Annotated in this window: 18 protein-coding genes; 9 read left to right on the forward strand and 9 right to left on the reverse strand. The window is 68.5% G+C overall.

All coding sequences use genetic code 11. The features are described from left to right. Positions 1-2: 2 nt before the first annotated feature. Positions 3-3551, reverse strand: coding sequence for a WD40 repeat domain-containing serine/threonine-protein kinase (locus POL67_RS34625; RefSeq protein WP_271924893.1), 3549 nt, complete (start codon positions 3549-3551; stop codon positions 3-5). Between the two features lie 127 nt (positions 3552-3678). Here POL67_RS34625 and POL67_RS34630 point away from each other — a divergent pair, with 127 nt between their 5' ends. Next, complete coding sequence (locus tag POL67_RS34630; RefSeq protein ID WP_271924894.1) at positions 3679-5100, forward strand: dicarboxylate/amino acid:cation symporter; 1422 nt, start codon at positions 3679-3681, stop codon at positions 5098-5100. Here the strand turns inward: POL67_RS34630 and POL67_RS34635 are convergent. Next, on the reverse strand, positions 5002-5439 hold the full coding sequence (locus POL67_RS34635) for an acyl-CoA thioesterase (protein ID WP_271924895.1): 438 nt from the start codon (positions 5437-5439) through the stop codon (positions 5002-5004). The genes POL67_RS34630 and POL67_RS34635 overlap by 99 nt on opposite strands. 160 nt (positions 5440-5599) lie before the next feature. On the opposite strand from POL67_RS34635, the gene POL67_RS34640 reads away from it, so the two are divergent. Continuing rightward, positions 5600-7246, forward strand: coding sequence for a nuclear transport factor 2 family protein (locus POL67_RS34640; RefSeq protein ID WP_271924896.1), 1647 nt, complete (start codon positions 5600-5602; stop codon positions 7244-7246). Positions 7247-7256: 10 nt separating this feature from the next. On the opposite strand, the gene POL67_RS34645 is transcribed toward POL67_RS34640, so the two are convergent. Together POL67_RS34645 and POL67_RS34650 are read right to left on the reverse strand one after the other, a co-directional pair. Beyond that, complete coding sequence (locus tag POL67_RS34645; RefSeq protein WP_271930937.1) at positions 7257-7940, reverse strand: STAS domain-containing protein; 684 nt, start codon at positions 7938-7940, stop codon at positions 7257-7259. A 2-nt stretch (positions 7941-7942) separates the two neighbouring features. Beyond that, complete coding sequence (locus POL67_RS34650; RefSeq protein ID WP_271924897.1) at positions 7943-9076, reverse strand: FIST signal transduction protein; 1134 nt, start codon at positions 9074-9076, stop codon at positions 7943-7945. A gap of 227 nt (positions 9077-9303) precedes the next feature. Here POL67_RS34650 and POL67_RS34655 point away from each other — a divergent pair, with 227 nt between their 5' ends. Continuing rightward, complete coding sequence (locus POL67_RS34655; RefSeq protein ID WP_271924898.1) at positions 9304-9813, forward strand: hypothetical protein; 510 nt, start codon at positions 9304-9306, stop codon at positions 9811-9813. 210 nt (positions 9814-10023) lie between these two features. Beyond that, positions 10024-10566, forward strand: coding sequence for a hypothetical protein (locus tag POL67_RS34660; RefSeq protein ID WP_271924899.1), 543 nt, complete (start codon positions 10024-10026; stop codon positions 10564-10566). A 23-nt stretch (positions 10567-10589) separates the two neighbouring features. Here the strand turns inward: POL67_RS34660 and POL67_RS34665 are convergent, their stop codons facing one another. Beyond that, complete coding sequence (locus tag POL67_RS34665) at positions 10590-13145, reverse strand: SUMF1/EgtB/PvdO family nonheme iron enzyme (RefSeq protein ID WP_271924900.1); 2556 nt, start codon at positions 13143-13145, stop codon at positions 10590-10592. Between the two features lie 130 nt (positions 13146-13275). Here POL67_RS34665 and POL67_RS34670 point away from each other — a divergent pair, with 130 nt between their 5' ends. Then, the gene (locus POL67_RS34670) at positions 13276-14127 is read left to right on the forward strand and encodes an FHA domain-containing protein (RefSeq protein ID WP_271924901.1); all 852 of its coding nucleotides are present in this window, start codon (positions 13276-13278) and stop codon (positions 14125-14127) included. 153 nt (positions 14128-14280) lie between these two features. Here POL67_RS34670 and POL67_RS34675 read toward each other — a convergent pair whose 3' ends face one another. Beyond that, positions 14281-14871, reverse strand: coding sequence for a hypothetical protein (locus tag POL67_RS34675; RefSeq protein ID WP_271924902.1), 591 nt, complete (start codon positions 14869-14871; stop codon positions 14281-14283). Positions 14872-15361: 490 nt separating this feature from the next. On the opposite strand from POL67_RS34675, the gene POL67_RS34680 reads away from it, so the two are divergent. Next, on the forward strand, positions 15362-18526 hold the full coding sequence (locus POL67_RS34680) for a fused MFS/spermidine synthase (protein ID WP_271924903.1): 3165 nt from the start codon (positions 15362-15364) through the stop codon (positions 18524-18526). A 30-nt stretch (positions 18527-18556) separates the two neighbouring features. Here POL67_RS34680 and POL67_RS34685 read toward each other — a convergent pair whose 3' ends face one another. Then, entirely contained in the window at positions 18557-18934 is a 378-nt protein-coding gene (locus POL67_RS34685) for a hypothetical protein (protein ID WP_271924904.1), read from the reverse strand. Between the two features lie 195 nt (positions 18935-19129). Between POL67_RS34685 and POL67_RS34690 the strand changes: the two genes are divergently transcribed. Further along, complete coding sequence (locus tag POL67_RS34690) at positions 19130-20590, forward strand: YecA family protein (RefSeq protein ID WP_271924905.1); 1461 nt, start codon at positions 19130-19132, stop codon at positions 20588-20590. A gap of 146 nt (positions 20591-20736) precedes the next feature. Next, positions 20737-20970 (forward strand): hypothetical protein, encoded by a 234-nt coding sequence (locus POL67_RS34695; protein WP_271924906.1) that lies wholly within the window; start codon positions 20737-20739, stop codon positions 20968-20970. A 225-nt stretch (positions 20971-21195) separates the two neighbouring features. Here POL67_RS34695 and POL67_RS34700 read toward each other — a convergent pair whose 3' ends face one another. Further along, positions 21196-21342, reverse strand: a complete 147-nt coding sequence (locus POL67_RS34700) for a hypothetical protein (RefSeq protein WP_271924907.1) — start codon at positions 21340-21342, stop codon at positions 21196-21198. A gap of 678 nt (positions 21343-22020) precedes the next feature. Here POL67_RS34700 and POL67_RS34705 point away from each other — a divergent pair. Then, a complete protein-coding gene (locus POL67_RS34705; protein WP_271924908.1) occupies positions 22021-22299 on the forward strand; it encodes a hypothetical protein in 279 nt (92 codons plus the stop codon). Between the two features lie 84 nt (positions 22300-22383). Here the strand turns inward: POL67_RS34705 and POL67_RS34710 are convergent, their stop codons facing one another. After that, on the reverse strand, positions 22384-23871 hold the full coding sequence (locus tag POL67_RS34710) for an SBBP repeat-containing protein (RefSeq protein ID WP_271924909.1): 1488 nt from the start codon (positions 23869-23871) through the stop codon (positions 22384-22386). Positions 23872-24240 lie beyond the last annotated feature (369 nt).

Consider the following 24240-nt stretch of genomic DNA (forward strand, 5'->3'; position numbering starts at 1 on the left):
GCTCAGGGGTCGAGCAGATGGCCCGCGAAATGCTCGACCGTGTCGGGGACCGATCGGGCGATCCACGTGCGTAACGCCTCGGGCTCGCGGGGCAGGTCGTCCGGCCACACCCGCACCGTGCCGTCGCGGCCCACGGACACGGCCCAGCTCCCGTCGGGGGCGATGTCCACGTCCCGCACGACGCTCTCGTGGGTCCCGAGCACGCGCCCCTCGCCGATCGCGAGATCCCATAACCGCACGGTCTTGTCGTCGCTCCCCGTCACGAGCGCCGCGCCGTTCGCCGCGAGCGCGAGCGTACGAATGGGACCGTTGTGGCCGCGGAGCACGCTGCGAATCACGCCCGTGCCGACGTCCCAGACCCGCACCGTGGCGTCGTCGCCCAGGCTGAGCAGCGTCTCGCTGTCCGGCGTGAACGACAAACCCACGACACGATACCCGCTCGCGTCGTAGGTGCGGGGCGCGGCGGCGCCCTCGTCCCAAAGCCGCAGCTTGTGATCCAAGCAGCCCGAGGCGAAGACCTTCCCGTCGGGCGAAAACGCGACCGACTCGACGGCCTCCTCGTGACCACCGAGCACGCGGCTCTCGCCCGTGGCGAGCTTCCAGATGCGGGCGGTCTTGTCGGCGCTGCCCGTCGCGAGCCTCGATCCATCCGCGGAGAACGCGAGCGCGAGGACCAGCTCTTCGTGACGGCCGATCACGCGCGCCTCGCCGGAGTCGACGTTCCAGAGCTCGACCTCGCCCGTCGTGTGGCCGATCGCGATCGACGCGCCGTCCGGCGAGAACTTGATGACCGGCGGCTTCGCGCCGTCCACGCGAACCGCTCGAATCTCGTGGCCTTGCGTGTCCCAGAGCCGGACCGTGCCGTCTTCGCCTGCGGTGACGACCACATCCCCGGCGGGGGACATCTCCGTGTGGATCACCCGGCCCACGTGCCCCGTGAGCGTGACGGGCTTTGCGCGGCCGTTGCCCCGTGTGGGCCAGAGCTGCGCGACGCCGTCAGCCCCGGCGGAGAGCACGTGATCCCCGGCGGGCGTGATGTCGACCTCGAACGCCGCCCCCTCGTGCCGCCCGAGCACGCGGCCCGGCGTGGTGTCGAGCGGGAAGACGCGCGCGGTGCCGTCCACGCTCGCGACGACCAGGCGCTTGCCGTCGTCCGAGAACAACACGTCCGACACGTTGTCGCGCATGCCGACGAACCGGCGCCGCTCCCCGGTCGCGAAATTCACGAGCCGTACCGCGTGATCATTGCCGCCGTACGCGAGCATGCGCCCGTCGAGGGAGAAGGCCAGCGCGAACACCGAACCGTCGTACATGGGCAGCGTCGTGGCCGTGCCCGTCGCGAGGTCCCAGACCCGGACCGTTCCATCCACTGTGGCGGTCGCGAGCCGCTGGCTGTCGTGCGCGAACGCGAGCCGCTGGATGGCCGAGGCCTGCCCTTCGAGCTTCCGCGGCTTGTCCTTCTTTTGCATGTCCCAGAGCCACAACGTCCCGTCCGGGTCGCCGGCGGCGAGCACGCGCGAGTCCGGCGAAAAACCCATGGGAAACCGCGGCAGGAACTGGGCCGTGGCGTCGTGGACGCGCATCTCGGGCAGCACGAACGACTCCCCGGTCATCCGATCGAACAGGGTCAGGGTGCCGTGTTTCCCTGCGGTCACGAAATGGCGATCGTTGGGCGCGAATGCCCCTTTTCGGGTCATCTCCGGGTCCGACGCGAGCACGCGGTGTTTGCCCGTCGCCACGTCCCAGGCCCGCACGGTCCAGTCATCGGCCTGGCTCACGACCTCCTTGCCGTTGCGCGACGGCAGGGCGAACACGATGGGCCGCACGTGCCCGCGCAGCGTGGTGATCACGGCGCCCGTGGCGGCGTCCCATATGCGGATCGTCCGGTCCTTCCCCGTCGTGAGCACGCGCTGTTCGTCCGGGAAAAACGTGGCGAACCAGACCTCGTCCTCGTGCCCGCGCAGCTCGATCGATGCGCCCGTCGCGAGATCGTAAATGCGCGCCGTGTGATCGTCGCTGGCCACGACGAGCCGCTTTCCGTCCTTCGAGATATCGACGCGATTGACGGCCCCTTTTTGGTCGCGCAGCACCTGCGCCGGCCCGTGCACCCAGGCGTCCGCGGCCACGACGCGCGCCGAGCTCCACTGATCGAACGTCGGCGAGAGCGTCTTCAGCCACGCGAGCGCCTCGTTCGGATCTCGCAGCACGGCCGCGCGCGCCTGGACCAGCGTGAGCTCGTCGGCGTGCGCGACGGCCCGTTGCTCGGCTTCCACCGCTTTTTTGCGCGCCTCCTCCGCCATCGCGTGCTCCCGCGTCACGCGATCCCGCTCCTTCAGCACGTTCGTGAAAAAGAGCCCCCCGGCCGTCACGAGCACGCAAAGCGCCGCCACCGCCACGGAGAGCGCCGCCCGGTGCCTGCGCGCGAACCGCCACGCCTTCTCGCGGGTCGTGTAGGAGTGCACGCCCACGAGCTGCCCCGCGAGAAAACGCCGCAGATCCTCGGCCAGCGCCTTCGCCGTCGGGTACCGCGCGGCCGGCTCCCGGGCCATCGCCTTGTCCACGATCGCCAGGAGATCAAGCTGGATCCCGCGCTGCATCTTCCGCAGCGGCGCCGGCGGGCCTTCGAGCACCCGCTGCAGGATCTTCATCCCGCTCACGCCCGCGTACGGCGGGCGCCCCGCGAGCACGTGATAAAGGATCGCCCCGAGCGCGTACACGTCCGCGCGCTCGTCCACGGGCTCGGCCGCCGCTTGCTCGGGCGGCATGTACGCCGGGGTCCCCATCACCGAGCCCACGAGCGTGATCCCGTCGACCAGCGTGGCCTCGTCCACGTCGTCGCCGCCTTCGGGGGCCGAGCTCCGCTCGCCTTCGCGCTTTCCTTGCCCGTTCCCCGCGGGATCTGACAGATCTTTGCCGAGGCCCCAGTCGATCACGAGCGTCTCGCCGTGCGCGCCGACGAGCACGTTCGCGGGCTTGAGATCCCGATGAATGATGCGTTTTTCGTGCGCATACGCCACCGCGTCGGCCACCGCGAGCACGTGCGTGAGCAGCGGGAGACGCTCGTCGATCGTGCGGGCGCCGTCGATGATCTCGGACAGAGGCCGCCCGGAGACGAGCTTCATCGAATAAAAGGGCTCGCCCGTCGGCCAGCGCCCGGCCTCGTACACCGGCACGATCGACGGGTGCTGCAGCCGCGCCGTCAGCAGCGCCTCGCGGACGAACCGATCCTCGGCGGCGGAGCCCGTGTCGATCAGCTCCTTCAGCGCCACCCGCCTATCGAGCCGCTGATCCCGCGCCGAGAGGACCCGCCCGATCCCGCCCTGCGCGACCTCGCTTTCCACCGCATAACTCGCCCGCTCGACGAGCGGCAGCCGCGCCGCGCTCCACCGCCCCGACGACGGCACGTGGGTCGTGACGCCCGACGGCGCCTGGCTCCTCGAGAGCGTCGTCGCCGCGCCGAGGTCCGCCCCTGCGCCGCGCGTCGGGGGCGCGCTCGTCGCAGGTTGACCTCGCTCCGTCTCCTCCGACCCTCGCGATGGCTCCTGGTTCATCGCCCCGATCCTCTCCGCCGGCGCTCGCTGCGAAGACACGCGCGAGCATCCCTCATGCTAGCCCTCACGTAGACCGCTCACCATGACAATTGACGGCGCTCCGGACCCGCGTGAAAACATCGCAGTCATGGGGGAGCAAAAAAGCCGCGGGGGTGAGCAACCCAAACGACGCGTCCCGCTCTACGTGCGCGTGCTCTCCGGCGTCGTCGCCGGCATCTTGCTCGGGCTCGTCTTCAAGGAACGAAAGTACCTCCTCGGCAGCGTGGGCAACGCCGAGCTCGGCCGCCTGGGGCTGCTCGTGGTGAAGCTCCTCAAGGCGCTCGCCGTCCCGCTTGTGTTTTTCGCGATCCTCGACGCATTCGTCAAGACGGATATATCTCTCCGCAAAGGGGCGCGGCTCGTCCTCATCTGCGCCGTCAATGCGACGGTGGCGCTCGGCATCGGCCTTTCGATCATGAACGGCTTCTCGCCGGGACGGCACCTCGCGGGCACGCTCGCCGAGCTCCACCGGCCGGGCGACGTGCCCTCGGATTCGGCGCAGGAGCTCATCGCGGCCTCGAAAAAGGGCAGCCTCGGTTTCCTCGACAACCTCTCGGGGTACGTCCCGCGCAGCCTCGTCGATCCGTTCTCCGAGAACAGCGTGATCACGGTCGTCCTGCTCGGGCTGCTCGCGGGCGTCGCGCTGCGGCGCGCGCGGGCGCGGTCGGCCGAGGGGACGGGGCCCGCGATATCGGTGGTCGAGCAGGGGATCGGCGCGGTGTATGCGATCCTCGTCGAGGCGCTCGATATCGTCGTGGGCATCGTGCCGATCGCGGTGCTCGGGGTCGTCGCGGACGTCGTGGGCAAGGCCGGGCTGCGGGTCTTTCAATCGATCTGGGTCTTCTTGTTCACGGTGCTCGCGGCGATGGTGCTGCATTCGCTCGTGTATTACCCGCTCGTCGCCTGGCTCGTGGGGGGCAAGCCGCCGCGCGTGTACCTCGGGATCGGCGCGGACGCGATCTTGACGGGCCTCTCGACGAACTCGAGCCTCGCCACGGTGCCCATCACGCTGAAGGCGCTCGCTCGAATGGGCGTCTCGCCCGCGTCGGCGCGCCTCGCGGCGTGCATCGGGACAAACCTCAACAACGACGGCATTCTGCTCTACGAGGCGATCACGGCCGTCTTCTTGACGCAGGCGGCGGGGATGACGCTCGGGTTCGGCGAGGAGGTCACGATCGGGCTCGCCTCGGTGATGGCGGCGGCGGGCATCGCGGGGATCCCGGAGGCGGGGCTCGTCGTGCTGCCGCTCGTGCTCACCGCGGCGGGGCTGCCGGACACCTTGATCGCTACGGCCATTCCGCTCGTGATGACGGTCGACTGGTTCATTGCCAGGTGTCGCTCGGGCGTGAACGTGATGAGCGACATGCTCGTCGCCGTGCTCCTCGATGTGGGCGACGGCAGCGGGAATGGATCAGGCGCTGCCGCGCGGCAGGGCGGCGGGGAAGACGTCGCGAATCTCCTGGGGGATCCGGGCGGGCCTTTGGGTCGCGGTCGCGACGAACGCCCATGAGGTGACGGAGCGGGCCACCTCGACGCCGCCTCCCGAGCGCACGAGGCGGGTCTTGCGCTCGCACGTGGCGGCGCCGAATTTGGCGACGTGGGTCCGGACCTCGATGCGATCGCCCAGAAACACCGGCGCGAGGTAATCGATCTCGTGGCGCCGCACGACGAACACGGCGCCGGCGCGCACGTAGGCCGACCTGTCCCAGCCGACGGCCTCGGAGTGGGCCCGGGCCGCGTCCTGCACCCAGCGCACGTAGACGACGTTGGACACGTGCCCGAGCTCGTCGATGTCGTCGGGCGAAGCGACGACGGGGAACACGTATTCGTCGGAGGGGGCGGCCGTCATGGCCGGCAAGGTAGCAGAAGGCCCGGCGCCGTCGACGCGGATCCAACGCGCCGGACGTACCTCCTCCGTCGAAAACGGAACCACGGAATCGCGCGCCGGCATTCTCATTTCGCTCGCAATGGCGATGCATCTTCGATACGTTATCGTGGGGGTGCATTCCATGGATGGCCGACCTTATGAGCTTTACATCTCCCTCGATGATCTTGCCCCGCTCTGGTCGGGGACGTCGGGCTGGGAGAACGAGACGCCGCTGCGCGCGGTGCTCGTCTCGCTCGAGCTCGTGTTCCTGCTGATCGCCGATACGGCGCGCGACGCCCGGGCTGCGGCGCCCAGGGACGAGCGTATTTCCCGCCTGTGGAGCGGCGCGATCGCGCAAATTCGGTTGCTCGGCGACGTGCTCGCCTCGACGCCGCCGCCGCCAACGATCCCGCCGGGGGCGCCCTCACGCGCCACGAATCTCCACGTGCTCGCGGACCTCGCGCGCCACACGAAGGCGCTCGGCATCCCCACGCGGCTCGTCCGGCAATGGGCCGACACCTACGACGCCCTTGGCTCCGACATCCCTTTCTTGCTCGGCCTCGAACCCGCGATCGATGCCCTCCGGGCCGCGCACGAGCTCCCCGAGCGACGCTCCCGGACGGACGTCCCGACCCTCCCTCATGACGCCTGGGCCGCGCCCGTCGCCGTCGCCGCGCTCTTCCAGCGCCGCACGTTCAATGCCGAGGATCGTCTCTTTGCCGCCACCCACCAGGGCGTCGAGTGCTGGATGTTCCTCGCGCTCCGGGCGCTCGCCGCCGCCGAATCCGCGGCGCACCGGCGCGATTGGCTCGCGGGGGCCCGCTCCATCCAGCAAGCCGCATGCATCGTGAGTTACCTCGCCGAGGCCATCTTGATCCTCGAAACAATGGTCCTCTCCGATTATCACCCCCTCCGCGTCCGCCTGCGCGACGCCAGCGGGGCCCAGTCGCGCCAGTTCGCGAGCGCCCTCGCGGCGGCCCGGAGGCTCTTCCAGCTCCTCGACGCCGATCGGGCGGAGCGCGGCACCACCCTCCTCACGATCTATCGGCGCCCCGAGATCCATCGGGACGAGCACGCGTTCGTCGAGGCGCTCACGACCCTCGAAAATCGCCTCTCCCTCTTCCTCTTCAACCATTACAAATTGGCCGTACGTGTCCTCGGGACGGAGAGCCTCGGCTCCCTCGGCGTCGAGGTGCAGACGCTCGTCGACCATTTCGTCAAGCCGCTTTACCCGGATCTGGATCGGGCGCGCTACCGGCACAGCGTCATCGCGAGCTTTGCCCACGGAAACCACGCGGGACGTATCATCAGCGATCTGGAGCGCGCCCCGGCCGATCCGCCGCCGGCCCCGCCCCCCGCGGCCCTCGACACGAGCCGCATTCGTGCCGGCGTCGCCGCCTATTTCGACGCCATGCGCGAGATGGATCTCGAGCGATGGGTCCGGCTCTTCGCGACGAACGGCGCCATCGAATCCCCCGAAGGCAGCCGCCCCTTTCGCGGGCATCACGGCCTGCGCGTGTTCTTCCGCAACTTCATGAAGGTCTTTGAGCGGGGCGTCGTCGTCACCGAGCGCGCCGTCCGCATCGACGCCCGCGAGGGCCGCGCCGAGGTCGACTGGCAGCTCGACGTCCGGCACAAAGGAATCCCCATCTCGTACACGGGCACCGAGCGATTCACGTTCTCCCCCGCGGGAGAGATCGTCCGTGTCACCGTATTCGACGATCCCCGCGACATCGCACGGCAGATGTTGTCAGGGGTCGAGCGCGTCGCTTGCCCCCTGGAAGAATAGAGGCCGCTCGTCACCGGCACCGCGCGAGCGCGGCGCGCAAGGTGGGGAGCATTTGAAGGGCCGAGAGATCGGCTTCGAGCCGGACGAGCTCCTGGGCCACCCGGCTCCGCAATCCACAAAGCACGACCCGGGCCCCGAGCAAACGGAGCGCCGCGCAGACCCGCAAAAAGGCCACGGCCGTCGTCTCGTCGACCTCGTCGAGGCCCGTGAGATCGAGGATCACGCAGCGCGCTGGCTGCGCGTGAATCCTCGCGAGCAGCGCCTCCGTCACGAGCGCGGCGCGCTCACCGTCGAGCGCGCCGATGATCGGCATGGCCACCACGCCCTCGCCGACCTCCAGGATGGGCGCGGAGAGCGCGCGGATGGTCTCGGCCTGCTTCTCCACCACCGCGACGTGAGGCTCGAGCTCGCGCGTGCTTTGCTTGTACACGCGCTCCATGTTCTCGATACGCGCCTCGTATTGCGCCGTCGCCTCCAGGGCCGCCTCCAGGTCCTTTTCGCGCTGCCGGAGCAAGCTCCGCGTCCGGCGCAGCGAATGGGCGCTCTGCCGGAGCCGATCCAGCACGAGCCGGAGCGCGAGGGGCCCTGCGGCCGCCGCTGGGCACGCGTCGCAGGCGAGGAAATCGGAGAGGAAGGCATCCAGAGGCAGCTCGACGCGCGATTCGTCCTCGAGAATGCAACGATCACAATGCATGCTCACGCCCCGAGGAGGACCACGGTAAACGTCTCGTCGTGACAGAGGGTGACGTCACGCACGGGGCAAAGCTCGCCGTACGTATAAAACCCGACCTTGGGCACGCCCGGCGCGAGCGCGGAGAACGCGCGCCGGATCTCCTCCTGATAACGCGTGCCGAGGATGAGCTTGCGCCCGGCGCAACCAAAAATGAGCGCGAGCGCGGGCGACGGCATTTTTCGATGCGCCTCCTCGGCCGCCTGGGCGGCTGCGAGGAGCAGATCGTCCCGGGTCGAGCACGTCAGGCGAATCTTCATGCCCACGGCGATCTCGCTGCTGAGCAGCAGCCCGCCTTTCTCCTCGTCGAGCTTGCGCACCACCCGCACCACGTTCACGCGCTCGTCCGAATCCATGTAGCTGCCTTCGAAATCGAGGACCACGAGCAGCGGAAACTCGATCCCGATCATGTGCTGGTCCCGGAACGCGTGTCCGAGGAAATCCTTGTAGATCCGGAGCGCGGGTTTTCCGTCGAGCTCCAGGATGAGGTTTTTCCCCTCGACGCGCGTCACGGTGCGGACGGCCCCAAGCGGCCGAAACCCCGACTTTGCGGCCGTGGCGATCGCCCTCGTGCCGCGAATGGCGAGGGCGACGGCGCCGCCGGTGAGCACCTCCCCGTCGCAAATCTCGTAGGTGCGCTCGAAGGCGAGGTGCTCCGCAGCGACGCCGCCCACAATGGGGAACGTCGCGCCGAGCACGTCCTGCAGCCCGCGGACGTACTCGGCGGGGCTCCCCTGGATGCCATCGGGAAACGTGACGACCAGGCTCGGGCCAAAGCCTCGAATTTTCTCCGCGAGCGCGCGCCCGGCGCGCCGGCTGTCGGGCAGCATGCCATCGACCTTGAACGCGGCGCATTCGATCCCCCGCAGGCCCATGGCGGTCACGGACGAGCTGAGGCCTTCGTCCGTATTGATCTCGGCGAAGCTCGAACACCCCACGACGACGACCCCCGCGAGCAGGCGGCCCCGGAGGCCCGCGAGCACCTCCGTGGGATCGTGCTGGCTCGACACGAAAAGAAGGACGGTCTCGGGCGGACCGCCGAGCTCGAAGGTCAGCTCCTCGGCGACCTCCCGACCCGCGATCAGGGCATCCGTATGCACGATGGATACTGTGGCTGCTCGCATTCTTCCTCCCAATGTCGACGTGATGACGCCATTTTTCATGTTACATGATGGAATTCGGTCGCACCAATGGAATTCCGTACATTCCTGACAGACGATGGGGACGGAGGAACTCTCCCATTGCACGGCGAATCGTCCTCGACGAAGAAGCGGCACTGCAGCTCGAGCGGGATTGCATGAGCGGCCCCCGCGGTCATGTTCACGTCGTGAACGCACATACGAGCCAGGCCGAGCCTCCCGAGGCGCATCACGAAGGTTGCTGCGGAGGTCACCGCGACAAGGCGCAGACCGCGGCGCCCGGCCGCTCGTCCTTCCTCGGCGCCGTGCTTCCGGTGCTCGCCTGCGCCGTGTGCCCGACCTGCCTCGGCGCGTGGGCGCAGGCGCTCTCGGCGGTCGGCGTCGGATTCGTGATGACCGAGACCGAGCACCTCCTTTTGCTCGTCGCCGCGGTCGTGATCACGCTGGCCGTGAGCGGCCGTCGTTATGCCCGCTCGCGTCGCGCGGGCCCGCTCGTGCTCTCGCTCGCCGGCGCGGCCGGGCTCGTCGCGAGCCACGCCCTCGGCGAGATTCAGGTCCTCGCGTGGTCATCGATTGGGGTGCTCGTGGCAGCGTCCATCTGGCAGGAGCGCGCGCGGCCGCGAAAGGCGGCCCGGCGAGACGCGCCGGAGCCGCGGGGCGCCTTTCGAGGCGCCGAGGTCCCGGCCGGCGTGGATTGAAGGGCCTCAGCCCGTCGCGCCCGCGCCCGGCTCCCCTTCGGGCGCCGGGGCGTCGGCGGCGATTGACCATAGCAGGCCCATATCCATGACATCGAAGAGAACCTTACGGCCCCGTTCGAGCCCCTCGCTCTCCTCCTGGTCTTCCGACCAGCAAGGCCGTGTAATGGGTCCGTAATTGACGGGGCAGCGGCGCTCGGGTAGGAGGAGCGCATGCACAACGAAGACAAGCGTGGCGAAACCGGTGGCATCCATCCGCTGCAAGCCCAGCTCGATCCCGGGCTTTTGGATTGGCGGTATTATACGATCGCATGGTACGGGAGCCGGAAGTTCGCCGACATCATCGCCACCCGGATCGCCGGCGGGGGGTATAACGCCGGCAAGGAGTACTGGATCGTCGACAAGTCGATGCTGACGAACGCGAACGAGCTCGTCGTCGCCAACGGGGGCGACAAGAGTTGGACCGATCCGGTGCCCATGGCCTCCGCGGGTATGCAGGAGTTCGTCGCGAACTGCGCGGCGACCTGGACCCAGGTGACCACCGACCTCACGACCGGCATTCTCTACAAACACGCGACCCAGGACTATTACGTGCGTATCGTGCTCGCCGGCACGGCGCCGACCACGACCATCTCGGCGCTGCGATGGTATCAGAAGGACAGCACGGCCCCGGCGCCGTCCTTCGACCCGAGCGGGACGTATACCGAGGTCTCGGCCCTCGGATCCGGAACGATCTGGTATGCCGATTCGAAGTAGCCCTGACCGCAAAGAGGCGCGATTCAGCGCGCCTCCACGTCCGCGGGAAAGCTCCGCGCGACCCTGAGCCCCACCGTCGCTCGCCGGATCCCAGGCAAAAGCCCGAAGCGCCCCGCCGCCCGCGCGAAGGAAAGCGCGCTGCTCCATCCGCCGCCCCGCACCGCCCGATGCTCCGGATCCTCCGGCGACGCCTCGTCGAGGAGCACGCGCTCCCCGACGATCGTCGGTCCCTCGCGCCGCCACACGTTGCCGCACCAATCTCGCGAGTTGCCGCTGAGCCCGCGCACCCCATAAGGGCTCTCGTCGGTCGGATGGCTGTCCGCGCCGACGCGCATCGGCACGCCCGCGTGGCTTTCGAGCACACACGCGAACGTCGCGTCCGGGTAATCGCCCCACGGATAGGCCCGGCCATCCACGCCACGCGCGGCCTTCTCGCGTTCGAGCTCGTTCGGCAGCCGCCAGGGCAGCCCCGTCCGCGCCGAAAGCCAGCGCGCGTACGAAAGCGCCGCACGCCAATCGATGGACGCCACAGGCCATTCCGGCGCCAATCGCGCGCCGGCCTCGTCGACCGCCAGCACGAAGCGCCCCGAAGCCTCGCGGCCAAACAGGGGCCGCTCGTCCCTGGCCTCCGCCATCCCGTGCGCGGTGCGCGGCACGCACGCGAGTGCCTCCTCCTCGCGGCCCTCGCCGAGCAGGGCATTCAGGAACACGAGGTATTCGCCGTTCGTCACCGGGAAGCGGCGCATGACGAACGCATCGATCCAGACCCGCCGGAAGGGGAGGCTGTCCGGCGCCTCCGGATCGCCGCCGATGTCGGCATACCCCGCAGGAACGAAGCAATCGTCCGGCCCGAGCGCATGCAGGAGGGGCAAAGAGAGGACACGCGGCCCCGTCTCGCCCGGCGGCGCGCCGTCCCAGTGGGCGCCTCGCTCGATGCATACTGGCAGGCGCACCTCGGCGCGCCCCGGCGCCGAGATCACGAGGAGATAACTGCCGCGGGGCAACGCCGCCTCCCGGATCGGCGCGCGCCCGAGATGCCGCACCGGCTCGGCCACGAGGCGCCGATCGCGCGCGGTGTATCGGCAGAGCAGCACCTCGGCGCCTTCGGGATCGGTCACGAGCGAGAGCGCGCCGTCGCCGCGCAAAATCGCTGCGTGTCGGCCCCGATCGTGGGTCCGGAGCATGGCCTCGGCGCGAGCCGCGTCCTCCTGCCGGTGCGCGCGCTCGGCGGCGAGGAGCTCGGCGCAATGACGATCGGCGAGCAGGGCGTGCGCCTCGGGCAGCTCGGGGTCCAGAATCAGCGCGCCGTGCGCCGCTTGCAGCAGGGCCGCCTCGCGGAGCGCCGCGTCCTGCGCAATCCGCGACGCCTCGTCCTCGAGCGCCCAGGCGGGCCGTTTGACCTCCACCGGATCGTACGGGCGCACTGCCACCATGAGCCGCCGCGCGTGCGCCGTGACCTCGCGCGCTCGTGCCCGCAACTCCGCGATCTCCGGCAGGAGCGCCGCCGCCTCTGCGAGCGCGAGGCGGGCCTGCTCGCGGCGTCGCGCCCCGTCGAGCCAATCGAGGACCTCACGGCCGAGCGCCGCGGCGTCGGGGTACCGCGCGGCAGGATCACGCTGCATGGCGCGCTCGCATATCGCGACGAGCTCCCGCGGCAATGCAGGCCCCCCCTCGGCCGCCTCGACGACCGGGATCGGCGGGCCCAAGAGCACCTGCCGCCAGATGGCGAGGCCACTGCCCCGATAGGGCGGTCGCCCGGCGAGGAGATGATAAAGGATCGCGCCGAGGGCGTAGACGTCACTCGGCTTCCCATGCATGGCGCGCTCGCCGCCCGCCTGCTCGGGCGGCATATACGTGGGCGTCCCGAGCACCTCGCCATGGCGCGTGAGCTCACCGTCGTCGTCGGCGTGGATCGCGTCGTCATCGTCCGGCTCGCTCGGCAGCGGATCACCAATGCGGCGCGCGAGACCCCAGTCCATGACGAACGCCTCGCCCTGCTCCCCAACCATGAGGTTCATCGGCTTGAGATCACGATGAAGAATCCCCTCGCCATGCGCGTACGCGACCGCCTGGGTGATGCGCGCGAACGCGTCGACGGCGCGGCGGAAGGTCCAGCCCGAGGGCGTGGGCCCGAAGCCCGTCGGCCCCGCGGCCCCGTAGAGCTCCGCAATCACGGCGTCGAAGGTACGTCCGCGGACCTCTTGCATGGTGAACCAGGGCCGGCCGTCGTCGAACTGGCCTCGCTCGTGGACGGGAATGATTCCCGGGTGTTGCAGCCGCGCCGTAAGCTCGATCTCGCCGATGAATCGGGCGCGCATCCGCGGGTTGGTCACGTGCTCCCAGCGCAGCACTTTCATCGCGAGCACACGCCCGAAGAGCAAATCGCGCACGCGTCGCACGTCGCCGGCCCCCCCGCGCGCGATGCGGCCGAGATCCTCGTAGCGGCGCGGCAGCGACGGCTCGTCGGCTACCATCGGCTCCACCGCGCGCACACCGGACTCGGTCTCGGCGGCGAGGACCGACGCAGGCGAAGCGCTGGAAGCGTCCACCGTCGGCGGAGGATCGGGGCTGGGATCCATGTCGATGGCGTATACACGGGATTGGACGGGCATGGTAGCCTGCGCCCCAGCCTGATGCGTGAGGGCGAGGATGGGGACACTCAAAAACGAGTCGACAGAGGGCTACATTACGCTCGGAGTGCGGTGCCTGATGGGGCGGCATTCAGCCTGTGACGTGTGCGTGGACGAACGGCGCGTGTCTGCAGAGCACGCCAGCTTGCACTGGACAGGCGGGCGCTGGGAGCTGCGGGACCTCGGCAGCCGGAACGGGACGCTGCTCGGAGGCCAGCGCCTTTCGCCTGGAGAGCGGGTGCCGCTCGCGGAGGGGGCGTCATTCTCGCTGGGAGGCACGAGCCCCACGTTCGTGTTGATCGACGACTCCCCGCCGGGCGCGGCGGCGCGGCACCATTCGAGCGGGGCGCGGCGCACCGCCTCGGGGGGCATGCTTCTCCTGCCCGACGAGGAGCTGCCGCTCGTGAGCGTATTCGAGAATGGCGAGGGCCAATGGGTGGCCGAGACCGGCGACGATGTGCAGCCGGTCGAGGATCGGCAGGTCATCACGATTGCGGGCGAACCCTGGACGCTCGAGCTCCCGCCGCGTGATACCGAGACCTGGCAGAGCGACATCCGGAGCCCGTCGCTGGAGACCATTCATCTGCGGCTCGCCGTGAGCCAGAATGAAGAGCAGGTGGCGGCGACGGTGGTGATGGGCCGGCGGGAGGAGGAGCTCCCTGCACGTACCCACCATTACCTTCTGGTCACGCTGGCCCGCGCGTGGCTCGAAGATCGCGACGCGCCAGCGGCGAAGCGAGGCTGGCTCGGGCGCGAGGAGTTATGCAGAATGCTGGCGACGGACGTGAACAAGCTGAACGTCGACATCCACCGCGCCCGCAGGCAGCTCGCGGTCCTGGGCGTCCAGAATGCCGCAGGGCTCGTGGAGCGACGGCCGAGCACGGGGGAGCTCCGGATCGGCGTGCGGAGCGTCGAGGTCGTCCGGATGTAAAGGCCGTCGCGCCGGGGCGCTGCCCCGGTCCCCGCGGGGACTGTTCACCCAAAGGCCCGAACCAGGCACGGCCTGGACCGAGCTGGAAGAACTGCGCGATGCGCAGTTCTTCCATGGGCCGGTGGCAAGACCAGGGACGACGTTGCCGGTTGCCTACCTGGAGTTGATGCCGAGCTTGGGGTCGAACGCGTAGTACGCAATGTTGCTCCCGTCGTTCGTCACCCCGAACACGAGCCCGTACTCCAGAACCCCCTGCACGTTGCCGCTGCCCTCGAACTGGATGAACGGATCGTAGATGGTCGCGTTGGATGCCCGGAGGCTTTGCGCGATCATGGGGCAGCCTTTCCAGTTCTGATAGCTCTGGGGAGCGGTCCCCCATTGCGGGTTGTCGGTGCCGTACGTCATATAAGGCACGCCGCCCCGTTGCTCGTCGAACTCGGGGATGTTGATGGGCCGGTTCGCGGCGTCGCGCATGATCGCGTCGCTGAGCGGCTCCCCTTTGAACGAGTTCGCGAGGAGGGAGTAGGGCGCCAGCCTCGAGGTCACGGTACCATTCGCGTCGACCACGCGGAGGATGACCTGCTCGTTGGCCTTGATGTTCACGGTGTAGTCGCCATTCTGGACCGTGGTCACACCGTCTTGCTGCAAGCTGAAGTTGGGATGAGGGAGCCACGTCGGGTTCGCGAGCGTGCCGCCGGCCGGGAGCTTGGTGGAATCGACCAGGAAGTTGATCTGCGTCGTCATGTTCTTACCCGTCCTTCTCAGGGGAATGATGGACCGCGGTGCGCCGCCTCTCCGCGACGTCCGCCATCGACAATCGAAGGAATGCCACGCTTCGCGCCGGACCTCAATTACAGGCCCATAACAGCGAAGGACGCAGCGGCTGTGGGCAGCCCCCCCGCCGCCAGAACCCTGTAATCGATCTGTAATGGCCCCCGTGGGCGCACGGCGGGGACCGTCCGCGGGGCATCGGGCCCTCCGTCGAGAGCCGCGAAGACCTGCAGGGCAAGCCCACCCGGGGCGGCGTCGGGGCCGACACGCAGGATCCACCGCGACCACCGGGGCCCCTCCGTTCGGTGGAAATCCAGCCAAGATCCGCAGGGTTGGCGCCCCCGGGTCAGGCGTACCGGAATCCTTCTCCGCTTCCGCGTTCGCCTCCGTTTCCGCTTCCGCTCCCGCCCCCGCTTCCGCTTCCGCTCCCGCATCCTCCCGATCTAGGATGCGCGCCCCCCCGATGACGCAGCCCCGCCCCTCCCCCCCGAGCTCCTCGGCCCATCCCCTCAAGGTCGCGCTCTTGCTCTTCGGCTCCGGCCTCTCGGCGCTCGTCTACCAGACGGCCTGGCAACGTGAGCTTCGCCTCGTCTTCGGGTCCTCCACGGCTGCGAGCGCCGCCGTCCTCGCGATATTCATCGGCGGCGCGGGCGCGGGCAGCTTGCTCTTCGGCAAGCGCAGCGACGCATCGCCCCGGCCGCTCCGCCTCTATGGCCGCCTCGAACTCGCCATTGCGGCGCTCGCGGCCGTCAGCCCGTTCGCGATCGACCTCGCGCGTATCGTGTATCGCGCCGCGGGCGGCACCTTTCTCCTCGGAATGACGCTCGGCACGGCCCTGCGCCTCGCGCTCGCCGCCCTCGTCATCGGCGCGCCCACGGTCCTCATGGGTGGCACCTTGCCCTCGGCCGCGCGTTCGGCCGAAAGCCAAACCGATACGCAGAGGCGCGCCGTCGGCTGGTTGTATGCGGCGAACACGCTCGGCGCGGTCGCGGGCGCCACGCTTTGCACGCTCCTCCTCCTGGAGACGCTCGGCACCCGCGGTGCGCTCTGGGTCGCCGCGCTGCTCAATGCGATCGTCGCAGGCCTCGCGCTCCTCGTGGACAAACGGCTCGCCCCGATGGCCGAGGAGCCGACCACGAAGGCCGACGAGCGTGCCGCGGAATCGAAGGCGAGCTTGCCACCGCGGTTCGTGCTCGCATTCGCCGCGCTCTCGGGGTTTTTGTTCTTCTGGCTCGAGCTCGTCTGGTATCGGCTCCTCGGCCCGCTCCTCGGCGGCACGGTGTATACGTTCGGCGTCATCCTTGCCGTCGTCCTGCTCGGGATCGGGCTCGGGGGGCTCTTGTATCCCCTCCTTTTCCGCAAGCGCGTCCCGTCGGCGCGGGGGCTCGCGCTCACGGCGGCGCTCGAAGCGCTCTTCGTGGCCGTTCCTTTTGCGCTGGGCGACCGGCTCGCGGTGCTCGCGCTCGCGCTCCGGCCCGAGGCGGGCACGGGGCTCTTTCATTACGTGCCGGGCTGGATCGCGCTCACGGGCATCATGGCGTTTCCGGCGGCGCTCGTGGCCGGCGTGCAGTATCCGCTCCTCGTCGCATTGCTCGGCGAGGGCCGGACCCGCGTCGGCTCGCACCTCGGCACCGTGGGCGCGCACAATACCCTCGGCGCCATGGTCGGCTCGCTCGCCGGCGGGTTTCTCCTCGTCCCCACGCTCGGCGCCCTCGGATCCATGCGCGTCGTGGTGTTCGGGCTCCTCGCCATGGCGGCCGGCTCCGCGTACTTCGCGATTCGCGTGCCTGCTTTGCGGCGCATGATCGCCGCCCCGCTCTCGGCCGCCCTCGCCTTTGCCGCCATTCTCTCGCCGGGCCCCTCGGCCGTCCTCCGGCATACGCCCATCGGCGCGGGCCGTGTCGATCGCGTTTTGCTCGACACGCCCGCGTTCACGCGTGCCTGGATCGAGGACGTCAAGCGCTTGATCATCTGGCAAACCGAGGGGCGCGAGAGCAGCGTGGCCATCGACGGCACCGACGGCATCGCGATGGTCGTTAATGGCAAGATCGACGGCAATGCGCGCGGCGACGCCTCGACGCAGGTGATGGGCGGCCTCCTCGGCGCGTTGCTCCACCCCGATCCGAAGCACGCCATGGTGATTGGCTTCGGCACCGGGAGCTCGGCCGGGTGGCTCGGCAAGGTGCCCGCCATGGAGCGCGTGGACGTCGCCGAGCTCGAGCCCTCCATGCTGGAAATCGGCCGCCGCTGCGCGCCGGTGAACGAGGACGTCCTTTCGAACCCGAAGGTTCGTGTCCTCCTCGGCGACGCGCGCGAAATCCTCCCCACGGTGCCGGCCCGCTACGACGTGGTCTTCTCCGAGCCTTCGAACCCGTACCGCGCCGGCGTCGCGAGCCTGTTCACGCAGGAGTATTACCGCGCCGTGCGCGGCCGGCTCAAGGAGGGCGGGCTCTTCCTGCAATGGGTGCAGATCTACGAGATCGATGTCGACACGCTTCGCACGATCTATGCGACGCTCGCCTCGGTCTTTCCGGCCGTGGAGACATGGTATCTCGGCTGGAGTGATCTCGTCCTCGTCGCGTCGGAGGCCCCGCTCGTGCACGATCCGGACCTCCTCCGGACGAAGCTCGCCGCGGAGCCCTATCGGCGGGCGCTTCTGAATGCCTGGCGCACCGAGGGCATCGAGGGGCTCTTTGCGCATTACGTGGCCGGCCCTCCGTTCGCGCGGGGGCTCGCCGACGTGCCCGGCGCCACCTTCAACACCGACGATCGGAACCGCGTGGAGTTCGGCTTCGCGCGGGCCGTCGGCAATTTTGGCTCGGTATCGACCTTCTTCGAGTCCGTCCGGCACCGCAAGGAGGATCGCCCGACGCTCAAATCGGGCAACCTCGATTTCGTGCGGGTCGCGGAGGATCGCGCGGCCCAGGTCGCGGGCGACGGCTCGGACCCGGCCATGCCCGAGCACCTCACGCCGGACGCGGAGGTGCGCGTGCAAGCGCTCGTCAATTACGCGGCCGGCAACCTCGAAGGTGCGCTCGCGAAATGGGCATTCCAGGAGCAAGCTCCGGTCGGCCCGGTGGAGACGACGCTCGTGGCCGAGGGGCTCGCGTGGAAGGGCGACGACGGCGTGCTCCCGCTGCTCGAACGGCACGCGCGTGATTTCCCGATCGAGGCCGACGTGATCCGCGCCCGCTACGAATACGCGAAGGGCCGGCGCGCCGAGGCCGTGAAGCTGCTCGAACGCGCGTTCGCCGCGTACCGGCGTGATCCGTGGCCCTCGACGGCCGTCATGAACCGGGCCATGGACCTCGCGCGCGAGCTCGGCCAGAGCGCGCCCGCCGACGCGAAGCGCATCTTCACCGCCCTCGACATGCCCTTTTCGGTGCTGGTGCTCGAATCGACCCGGAGGAACCTGCGTGTCGATCTCTCCGAGGTGCTCCCCGAGGAAAACGCGTGCGTGGCCGCGTTTGCCGCCCTCGAACCCCACCCGCCGTGGGACGAGCGCCTGCTCGGGCTCCGGCGTGATTGTTATGCGCGCTTCATGCACCCGCTCGCGGCGGAGGCGTCACGCGCGACGGAGCGGCGGGCGGCGTGTGTGGGATGGCGGGGGTGGCTGACCTGTTTGTGAATGTGCGCGCTCGGTCAGGCGGTCTCCACGTCAATCGGCGATGTCGCGGCCCGCGGCGACCGTCTGCCCATCGGACGTCACGAGCACCTCGAGCTCTTGCCCTCCCTTCGTGATGTGAGCCTCGAAGAAGACCTGGCCACCGGGCAGGGTATACATCTCCACCTTGTCGAGCTTGCCGCCCTGCGCCCACCTCAGGATGGTGTCGCGCGCTGCGGGCGAGGCGGAGCTCAGCGAGACCTCCCATTCCTTGCCTTGGTCGAGGAAGTCCTCGAGCGACTTGCCGCCCGTATCCAGGGGTGACGGCGTCATCTTGTTCGGCTGCTCCCCTTGCGCGTCGACTGCGGCCGGCAGGGCGACCCAAGCGAACGCGAGCGACGCGAGCAGCGGCCATCGTTCCAGCCTCGTCATGAATTCGTTCCTCCTTCCGGGCACGTACGTGCCGCCGGATGACGCGCGCCATCCCATGCGAACCGAATGCCGCGCGCGCCGTCGGCCGGCGTCGACGCGGCCCACGCGCCGCCCGGGGTCGTTTGATTCGTGCCGTGCGGGGCTGCTTGCATTTCTTCGTTGCACCGGGGATGCGCTTGCTCTTCCATCGCTTCGATGGGGCACGCGCACCACTTCCTCTCCCGGCTCGATCGCGTCTCGCTCCCGCACGTCGAGCTCGCGCTCTCCCTTTACCGGGACGAGGGCCTGCTCCGGTACATCTTCGACCGGGCTCGCGTGCCCGAGGGCGCCGAGCGTATCGCGCTCTCGCTCGCTCACCCCGAGGAGGGGCCTTTCCTCATCGTCACGCGCGACGGGAGGTTCGTCACCTGCCTCGGCGCGGGCATGAAGGTCTCGAACCTGCCCGTGGTCACACGCGGGCAGATCGACGCAATCGCCGCCAAGGTCGGGGAGCTGCGCGAGCGCATGGAGGCCGCGAAGGCGCTCGCCGGAGGGAAAGGGGTCCAAGCGCTGCTCCGGCGGATCTACGAGGCCGCCGACGAGCTCTCGCGTGAGGAGTTCGTGGCGATCTCGGCGCTCCAGCCGCTCTACGGCTTCGAGTTCTTGCACCTCTTTGTTCACGCCGCGGTCGAACTCGACGATGCCCGCAAGATTCTCCTGCCGCTGCTCCGCAAGACCGACAAGCCGAAGCCCATCTACGACGACGCGCTCGGCGCGTACTGGCGGACCCTTTGGGCCATGAGCCATTTCGCCGTGCTCGCGACCCTCGAGGGCAGCGAGACGTTTCCCCCGGGCCTTCTCGACATGTTCGGCGAGGGCGGCACGTTCTCCTGGCCCACCACGCGGCAAGGATTCTTGCCCTTCGCGCTCCGTGGCGCTTGGGCCGCCGCCCGGGTCGGCAAACCCTTGCTCGGCAAGTACAAACGGTTTTACCAGGAAGCGGAGAGCGAGCTTCAGAACATCGACGGCGCGCTCGGGATCCTCGCGCTCGGAATGCGCCACGCGCGGCTCCGCGCCGAGGCGGAGAAGACGCTCGGCGTGGACATCCCCGTGCGATGGAGGGGCACGCCCCACGGCGAATTCACGGGCGCGATACGCAAGCTCGCCCGCCGGATCGCGGAGATGGATCGGGATTCGCCCGAAGAGCGGCAAGCGTGTGTGCGGAGGCTCGGCGCGAACCTATGGGTGGCCCTCATGCAATCGAGGCCCGCGGGCCCCCTCCGGTACGAGCGGCCGGAGGACGTCCCGGAGGATCTCGCCTGCGCGGTCGCGTCGAATACCTTCCAGTGTTATCTGCGCGGGTCGCAGGGCCTTTCGAGCGCATTGACGTGGCTCTTCATGCTGACCCCGTGGGCCGCCCGCGCCGCGCCGGAGGCGCTCTACCTGCCGCGCGCCGCGATCGCGGCGGTCCACGTACCCTTCCGAACGGAGCTCACGCTCGGCGTGCTGCGCGCGATGCGGGATCACGTGGCCCCTGCCAGAAGGCAGGCACCCCCCGTGGGCACCGCCCGCAAAGGCCCATGCCCGTGCGGAAGCGGCAAGAAGTACAAGCGTTGTTGCGAGGAGAAGGACGCTGAATCGAGCACCGCGGCGCCCGTCGGGCCTTCCGATTCGTAGGGCTTCCGCCTCCGGCGCCATTGCCGCTCCCGCATCCGCTCCCGCTCCGGGTTCCGGCACCCCTGACTCGGCGTAACCCGCTGGATCCGCGTCGTGCTGACAGCGGATCGGCCCCGTTGGCACACGGTGGTGCCACTTCAGACCCCATGGCCGCCCTTTGGGGCATCCCTGGAGCAGACCCACGCAAGACCCTTCTGGCCGTGCTCGTGCAAGGGGAGATCACGGCGGCGGCGACAGGCGACATCGACGCCGCAATGGTGGCGCATGACGCTGCCGACCGGCTCCTGACGATGATCGCGGACACCGATGTCGGCACGGAGGCCGCGCGGGCTGCGCACACGGCCGTCGCCAAGCTTCTCCGAACCATGAAACGGCGGTGACCCAACGAACCGCAATGCCATCCGATGGCCGATGGATCCAGCGAACGGGTGCCTCGTGGAAAGCGATGCCAGAACGGTATCCGCTACGGTCGACGTGCCAGATGCGCCTTGCCACATGGAACGGGATGGCACGTGGGGCGCCTCCGCAAGGCCATCCCGGATGGTGCTGGCAGCTCGGCGCAGCCCGATGGCGGAGATCCTCCGCCACGCCCGGTGAAGGTATCGTCACCTAACTTTTCGCCCGCTCTTCCTCGGCTTCACGTCGAGCTTCATCCTCGGCTTCACGACGAGCTCGATCCTCGGCTTCACGACGAGCTCGATCCTCGGCTTCACGACGAGCTCGATCCTCGGCTTCACGAAGACGAGCTTCATCCTCGGCCCTCCGTTTCTCAATGTGTGGGATCTCCTTTATTGCAACTTTATCTGCATAAGTCTCGTGCTTGATTCCCGGGAGATCGTCCAACTCTTCCCCTGGTCGCCGGGCGTATGCCAAGTGGCACACCAATTGATATGTCTTCCCGTCCGGATCAGGGATGACGTCCGAGACCACAAATACGGTGTTTCGTCCTCGGCCTCGGACAAAGTCACCCTTCACAAACTGAGACTTGCCCACATCTAGACCCTTTGTTGCCAGTGTTTCGGTATCGGAACGGAGCATCGCACAAGATGGTCGGGCTTCCCAGGGGGGGTACATGTGCAACGTAACATCTACTACACGGGCTTCAGCAGCAGCGAACTCCGGTATCCTGCGCTACCTTCCCGGTCGCATGGCAGCGCGCAACCTCGACGACCGAGGGCTTCTCGGGGAGGCAGCCGGCAACATGTGCGCCGATCATCACGGGAGGCTGCTCAAGAATAATCGTATTTCCGTTGACTAGGCGTGGGGCGTCGGGTTGGGAGTTGGTGGCATGGGGACACGGCGGTGCAGCAGTCATGTCCTTGAGGACGGGGCAAGGAAGAGGGCTACGACAAGCCCGAGGAGCCCCACGGCAAGCACGGAACGCTGACACCGCTGCTGACATCAAATCGAAGCGGGCGCAGTTCGTCTGCTTGCGCACCGAGGGCAACGGCCATCGCACGCTCCGCTTCTGGAACATCGGGCCGCATTACCTCGTAAAGTCTTCGGTCAACAACGGCACCGGCGCTCTCGTGTGGATGAAGACATGCACCGGCGCGCGTATCAATGTCTATGACTCCACCTTCAATGGCGCGCCCGAGCTCCCCGCCGATAAGATCTCGTGCGAGGACGGCGGCGAGCCGGAGATCGTCTACCTCAAGACCGATCCACGCGCGACGGGCGAGATGCCCCCGATGTTTTCGTCACGCTGATTGAGCAGGAGATCTCGCGCGTCTGCTGCGACTGCTGTCGCTTTTGGGTGCACGTCGGCCGCGGCCGCCGGTCCCTCCTTGCCTTTAGAGACCGCTCATCTTTACGAGGAACCCGTCATACGGGTCGCCGCCATAGGTGGGTTGTATGGCCGCGACAATGGGGAAGTTTTTTGAGGTCGTGCTGCCAGTCACGTAGATATTCCCGCTGCTGTCGAACGCGATGCCCTCGCCGTAATCCGAGTCGGACGCCCCGAGGTACGTGGAGTAATTCAGCGTCGAGCCCGAGGCGGACAGCTTTGCGACGAACCCATCGAGCCCTCCGCGGCCCGAAGGATAAAGGGCGCTCGCGCTCGTCGGAAAATTCGTCGAAGAGGTAGTCCCGGTGATATAGGCTTCCCCGGTGCTGGTGAGGGCGATATCGTTGCCCCCCTCGGACCCGTTGCCCCCGATGAAGGTGGAGTAGACGAGGCCGCTGCCCGCGGCGTTGAGCTTCGTCACGAATGCATCGCTTGTCCCGCTCTTGGTCTGGCGGAAGGCCCCGGAGGTCGTCGGGAAATTGCTCGCCCCTGTATCTCCCACGACGTACGCGTTGTACGAGGAATTGACGGCGATCCCTCTGATTTGAGTGTTCCAGTTGCCCCCGAGGAGCGTGGAATAGTAAAGCCCCGTCCCGGAAGGATTGAGCTCCGTTACGAAGCCGAATTGGCCGGTGACGCCGACGTTCTGCTGGAAGGCGCCCGGCGTCGTGGGATACTCGTACGACGTGCCCATCAACGTGGTTCGACCCGCGATGTAGGCGTATCCATACGCGTCGACGGCGATATCCAAGGGTTCGTCTTCCTGGCTACCGCCGATATACGTCGAATACAGGAGGGTGCTGCCCGAAGCGTTGAGCTTCGCCACGAAGCCGTCGCGTCCTCCTCGGTGCGTGCGCTGGTACGCTCCTGTCGTCGTGGGGAAGTCTGTCGACAACGTCGTGCCCGTGATGTAGGCATTGCCCGCGCCGTCGACCGCGATGCCAGACGGTGTTTCGCCGCCTGTCCCGCCAAACACGCCGTAGTAGGAAAGAGCGGTCCCCGACGGATTGAGCTTGGCGACGAGCACCTTGCTATGGGAGTTATTGCTGTACGATACCGAGGAGCCGACCACGTACACGTACCCCGCGCTGTCGACCGTCATGGCCGAGACCGTGTCGGAGCTCGATCCGCCGATCGTCACGGCCCAGAGGAGCGCGCCCGTGGGGCTGAATTTGTAAATGGCCATATCGTGCCCGGTCGTGGCGGACAGGTACGTGCGCGCCACATACATGTTCCCTGCGCCATCGACCCGAGGCGCGGACGCGAAGTCGAGGCCTGCGTCGCCGAAAAACGTCGAAAACGAGAGCGACGTGAGCGCCTGCGTCGCTGTGCCGATCTCCTCCATGGGGCTATCGCCGCCCTCGTCGCCCTGCGCGCTCTCGTTCTCGAGCCCTACTTCCATCTCCCCGTCGGTCGCGAGGCAGCCGGAAGCGCCCAAAAGAATCCCGAAGATCGCCGTGAGCAGGGAGGTCGTGCGGATGGAAGAGGAAAACATGAGGGTTTCTCCTAGTCGATTGCGCGCGATGATGGCGCGGCCGATGTCGTGTCCCTCAAAGCAGAGTCCGTGCCAGACGAGGCGGCGCGCGTCTTCACGCGAGCTTTACGGATCGGTAGACGCGCGGGGGTAGCGCCCATGACCGGCGCAGGCTTCACCGCGAAAATGCGGGGGCGCTACGCTGACGCGCCGCGGGCGCTGACGCGTCGTTTGACGCGTCAGAAGGAACGAGGCAGGCGGTGGCCCCGCGGCCACGTCCTTCAGGAGTCGCCGCATGATCTTGCCGCTCCGGGTCTTCGGCAGCGCGTCGGCGAAGCGGACCTGCCCGCCGTCATGATGGCCGCCACACCTGCAAGGTCCACACTCCAT

Source organism: Polyangium mundeleinium (assembly GCF_028369105.1).
GTDB lineage: Bacteria > Myxococcota_A > Polyangia > Polyangiales > Polyangiaceae > Polyangium > Polyangium mundeleinium.

Coding starts and splice junctions, on each gene's coding strand:
- POL67_RS34640 (WP_271924896.1), top strand. CDS start 5,600: ATGGATGGCCGACCTTATGAGCTTTACATCTCCCTCGATGATCTTGCC.
- POL67_RS34670 (WP_271924901.1), top strand. CDS start 13,276: ATGGGGCGGCATTCAGCCTGTGACGTGTGCGTGGACGAACGGCGCGTG.
- POL67_RS34695 (WP_271924906.1), top strand. CDS start 20,737: ATGGCCGCCCTTTGGGGCATCCCTGGAGCAGACCCACGCAAGACCCTT.
- POL67_RS34680 (WP_271924903.1), top strand. CDS start 15,362: ATGACGCAGCCCCGCCCCTCCCCCCCGAGCTCCTCGGCCCATCCCCTC.
- POL67_RS34710 (WP_271924909.1), bottom strand. CDS start 23,871: ATGTTTTCCTCTTCCATCCGCACGACCTCCCTGCTCACGGCGATCTTC.
- POL67_RS34665 (WP_271924900.1), bottom strand. CDS start 13,145: ATGGATCCCAGCCCCGATCCTCCGCCGACGGTGGACGCTTCCAGCGCT.
- POL67_RS34685 (WP_271924904.1), bottom strand. CDS start 18,934: ATGACGAGGCTGGAACGATGGCCGCTGCTCGCGTCGCTCGCGTTCGCT.
- POL67_RS34660 (WP_271924899.1), top strand. CDS start 10,024: ATGCACAACGAAGACAAGCGTGGCGAAACCGGTGGCATCCATCCGCTG.
- POL67_RS34675 (WP_271924902.1), bottom strand. CDS start 14,871: ATGACGACGCAGATCAACTTCCTGGTCGATTCCACCAAGCTCCCGGCC.
- POL67_RS34630 (WP_271924894.1), top strand. CDS start 3,679: ATGGGGGAGCAAAAAAGCCGCGGGGGTGAGCAACCCAAACGACGCGTC.
- POL67_RS34690 (WP_271924905.1), top strand. CDS start 19,130: ATGGGGCACGCGCACCACTTCCTCTCCCGGCTCGATCGCGTCTCGCTC.
- POL67_RS34700 (WP_271924907.1), bottom strand. CDS start 21,342: ATGAAGCTCGTCTTCGTGAAGCCGAGGATCGAGCTCGTCGTGAAGCCG.
- POL67_RS34635 (WP_271924895.1), bottom strand. CDS start 5,439: ATGACGGCCGCCCCCTCCGACGAATACGTGTTCCCCGTCGTCGCTTCG.
- POL67_RS34645 (WP_271930937.1), bottom strand. CDS start 7,940: ATGCATTGTGATCGTTGCATTCTCGAGGACGAATCGCGCGTCGAGCTG.
- POL67_RS34625 (WP_271924893.1), bottom strand. CDS start 3,551: ATGAACCAGGAGCCATCGCGAGGGTCGGAGGAGACGGAGCGAGGTCAA.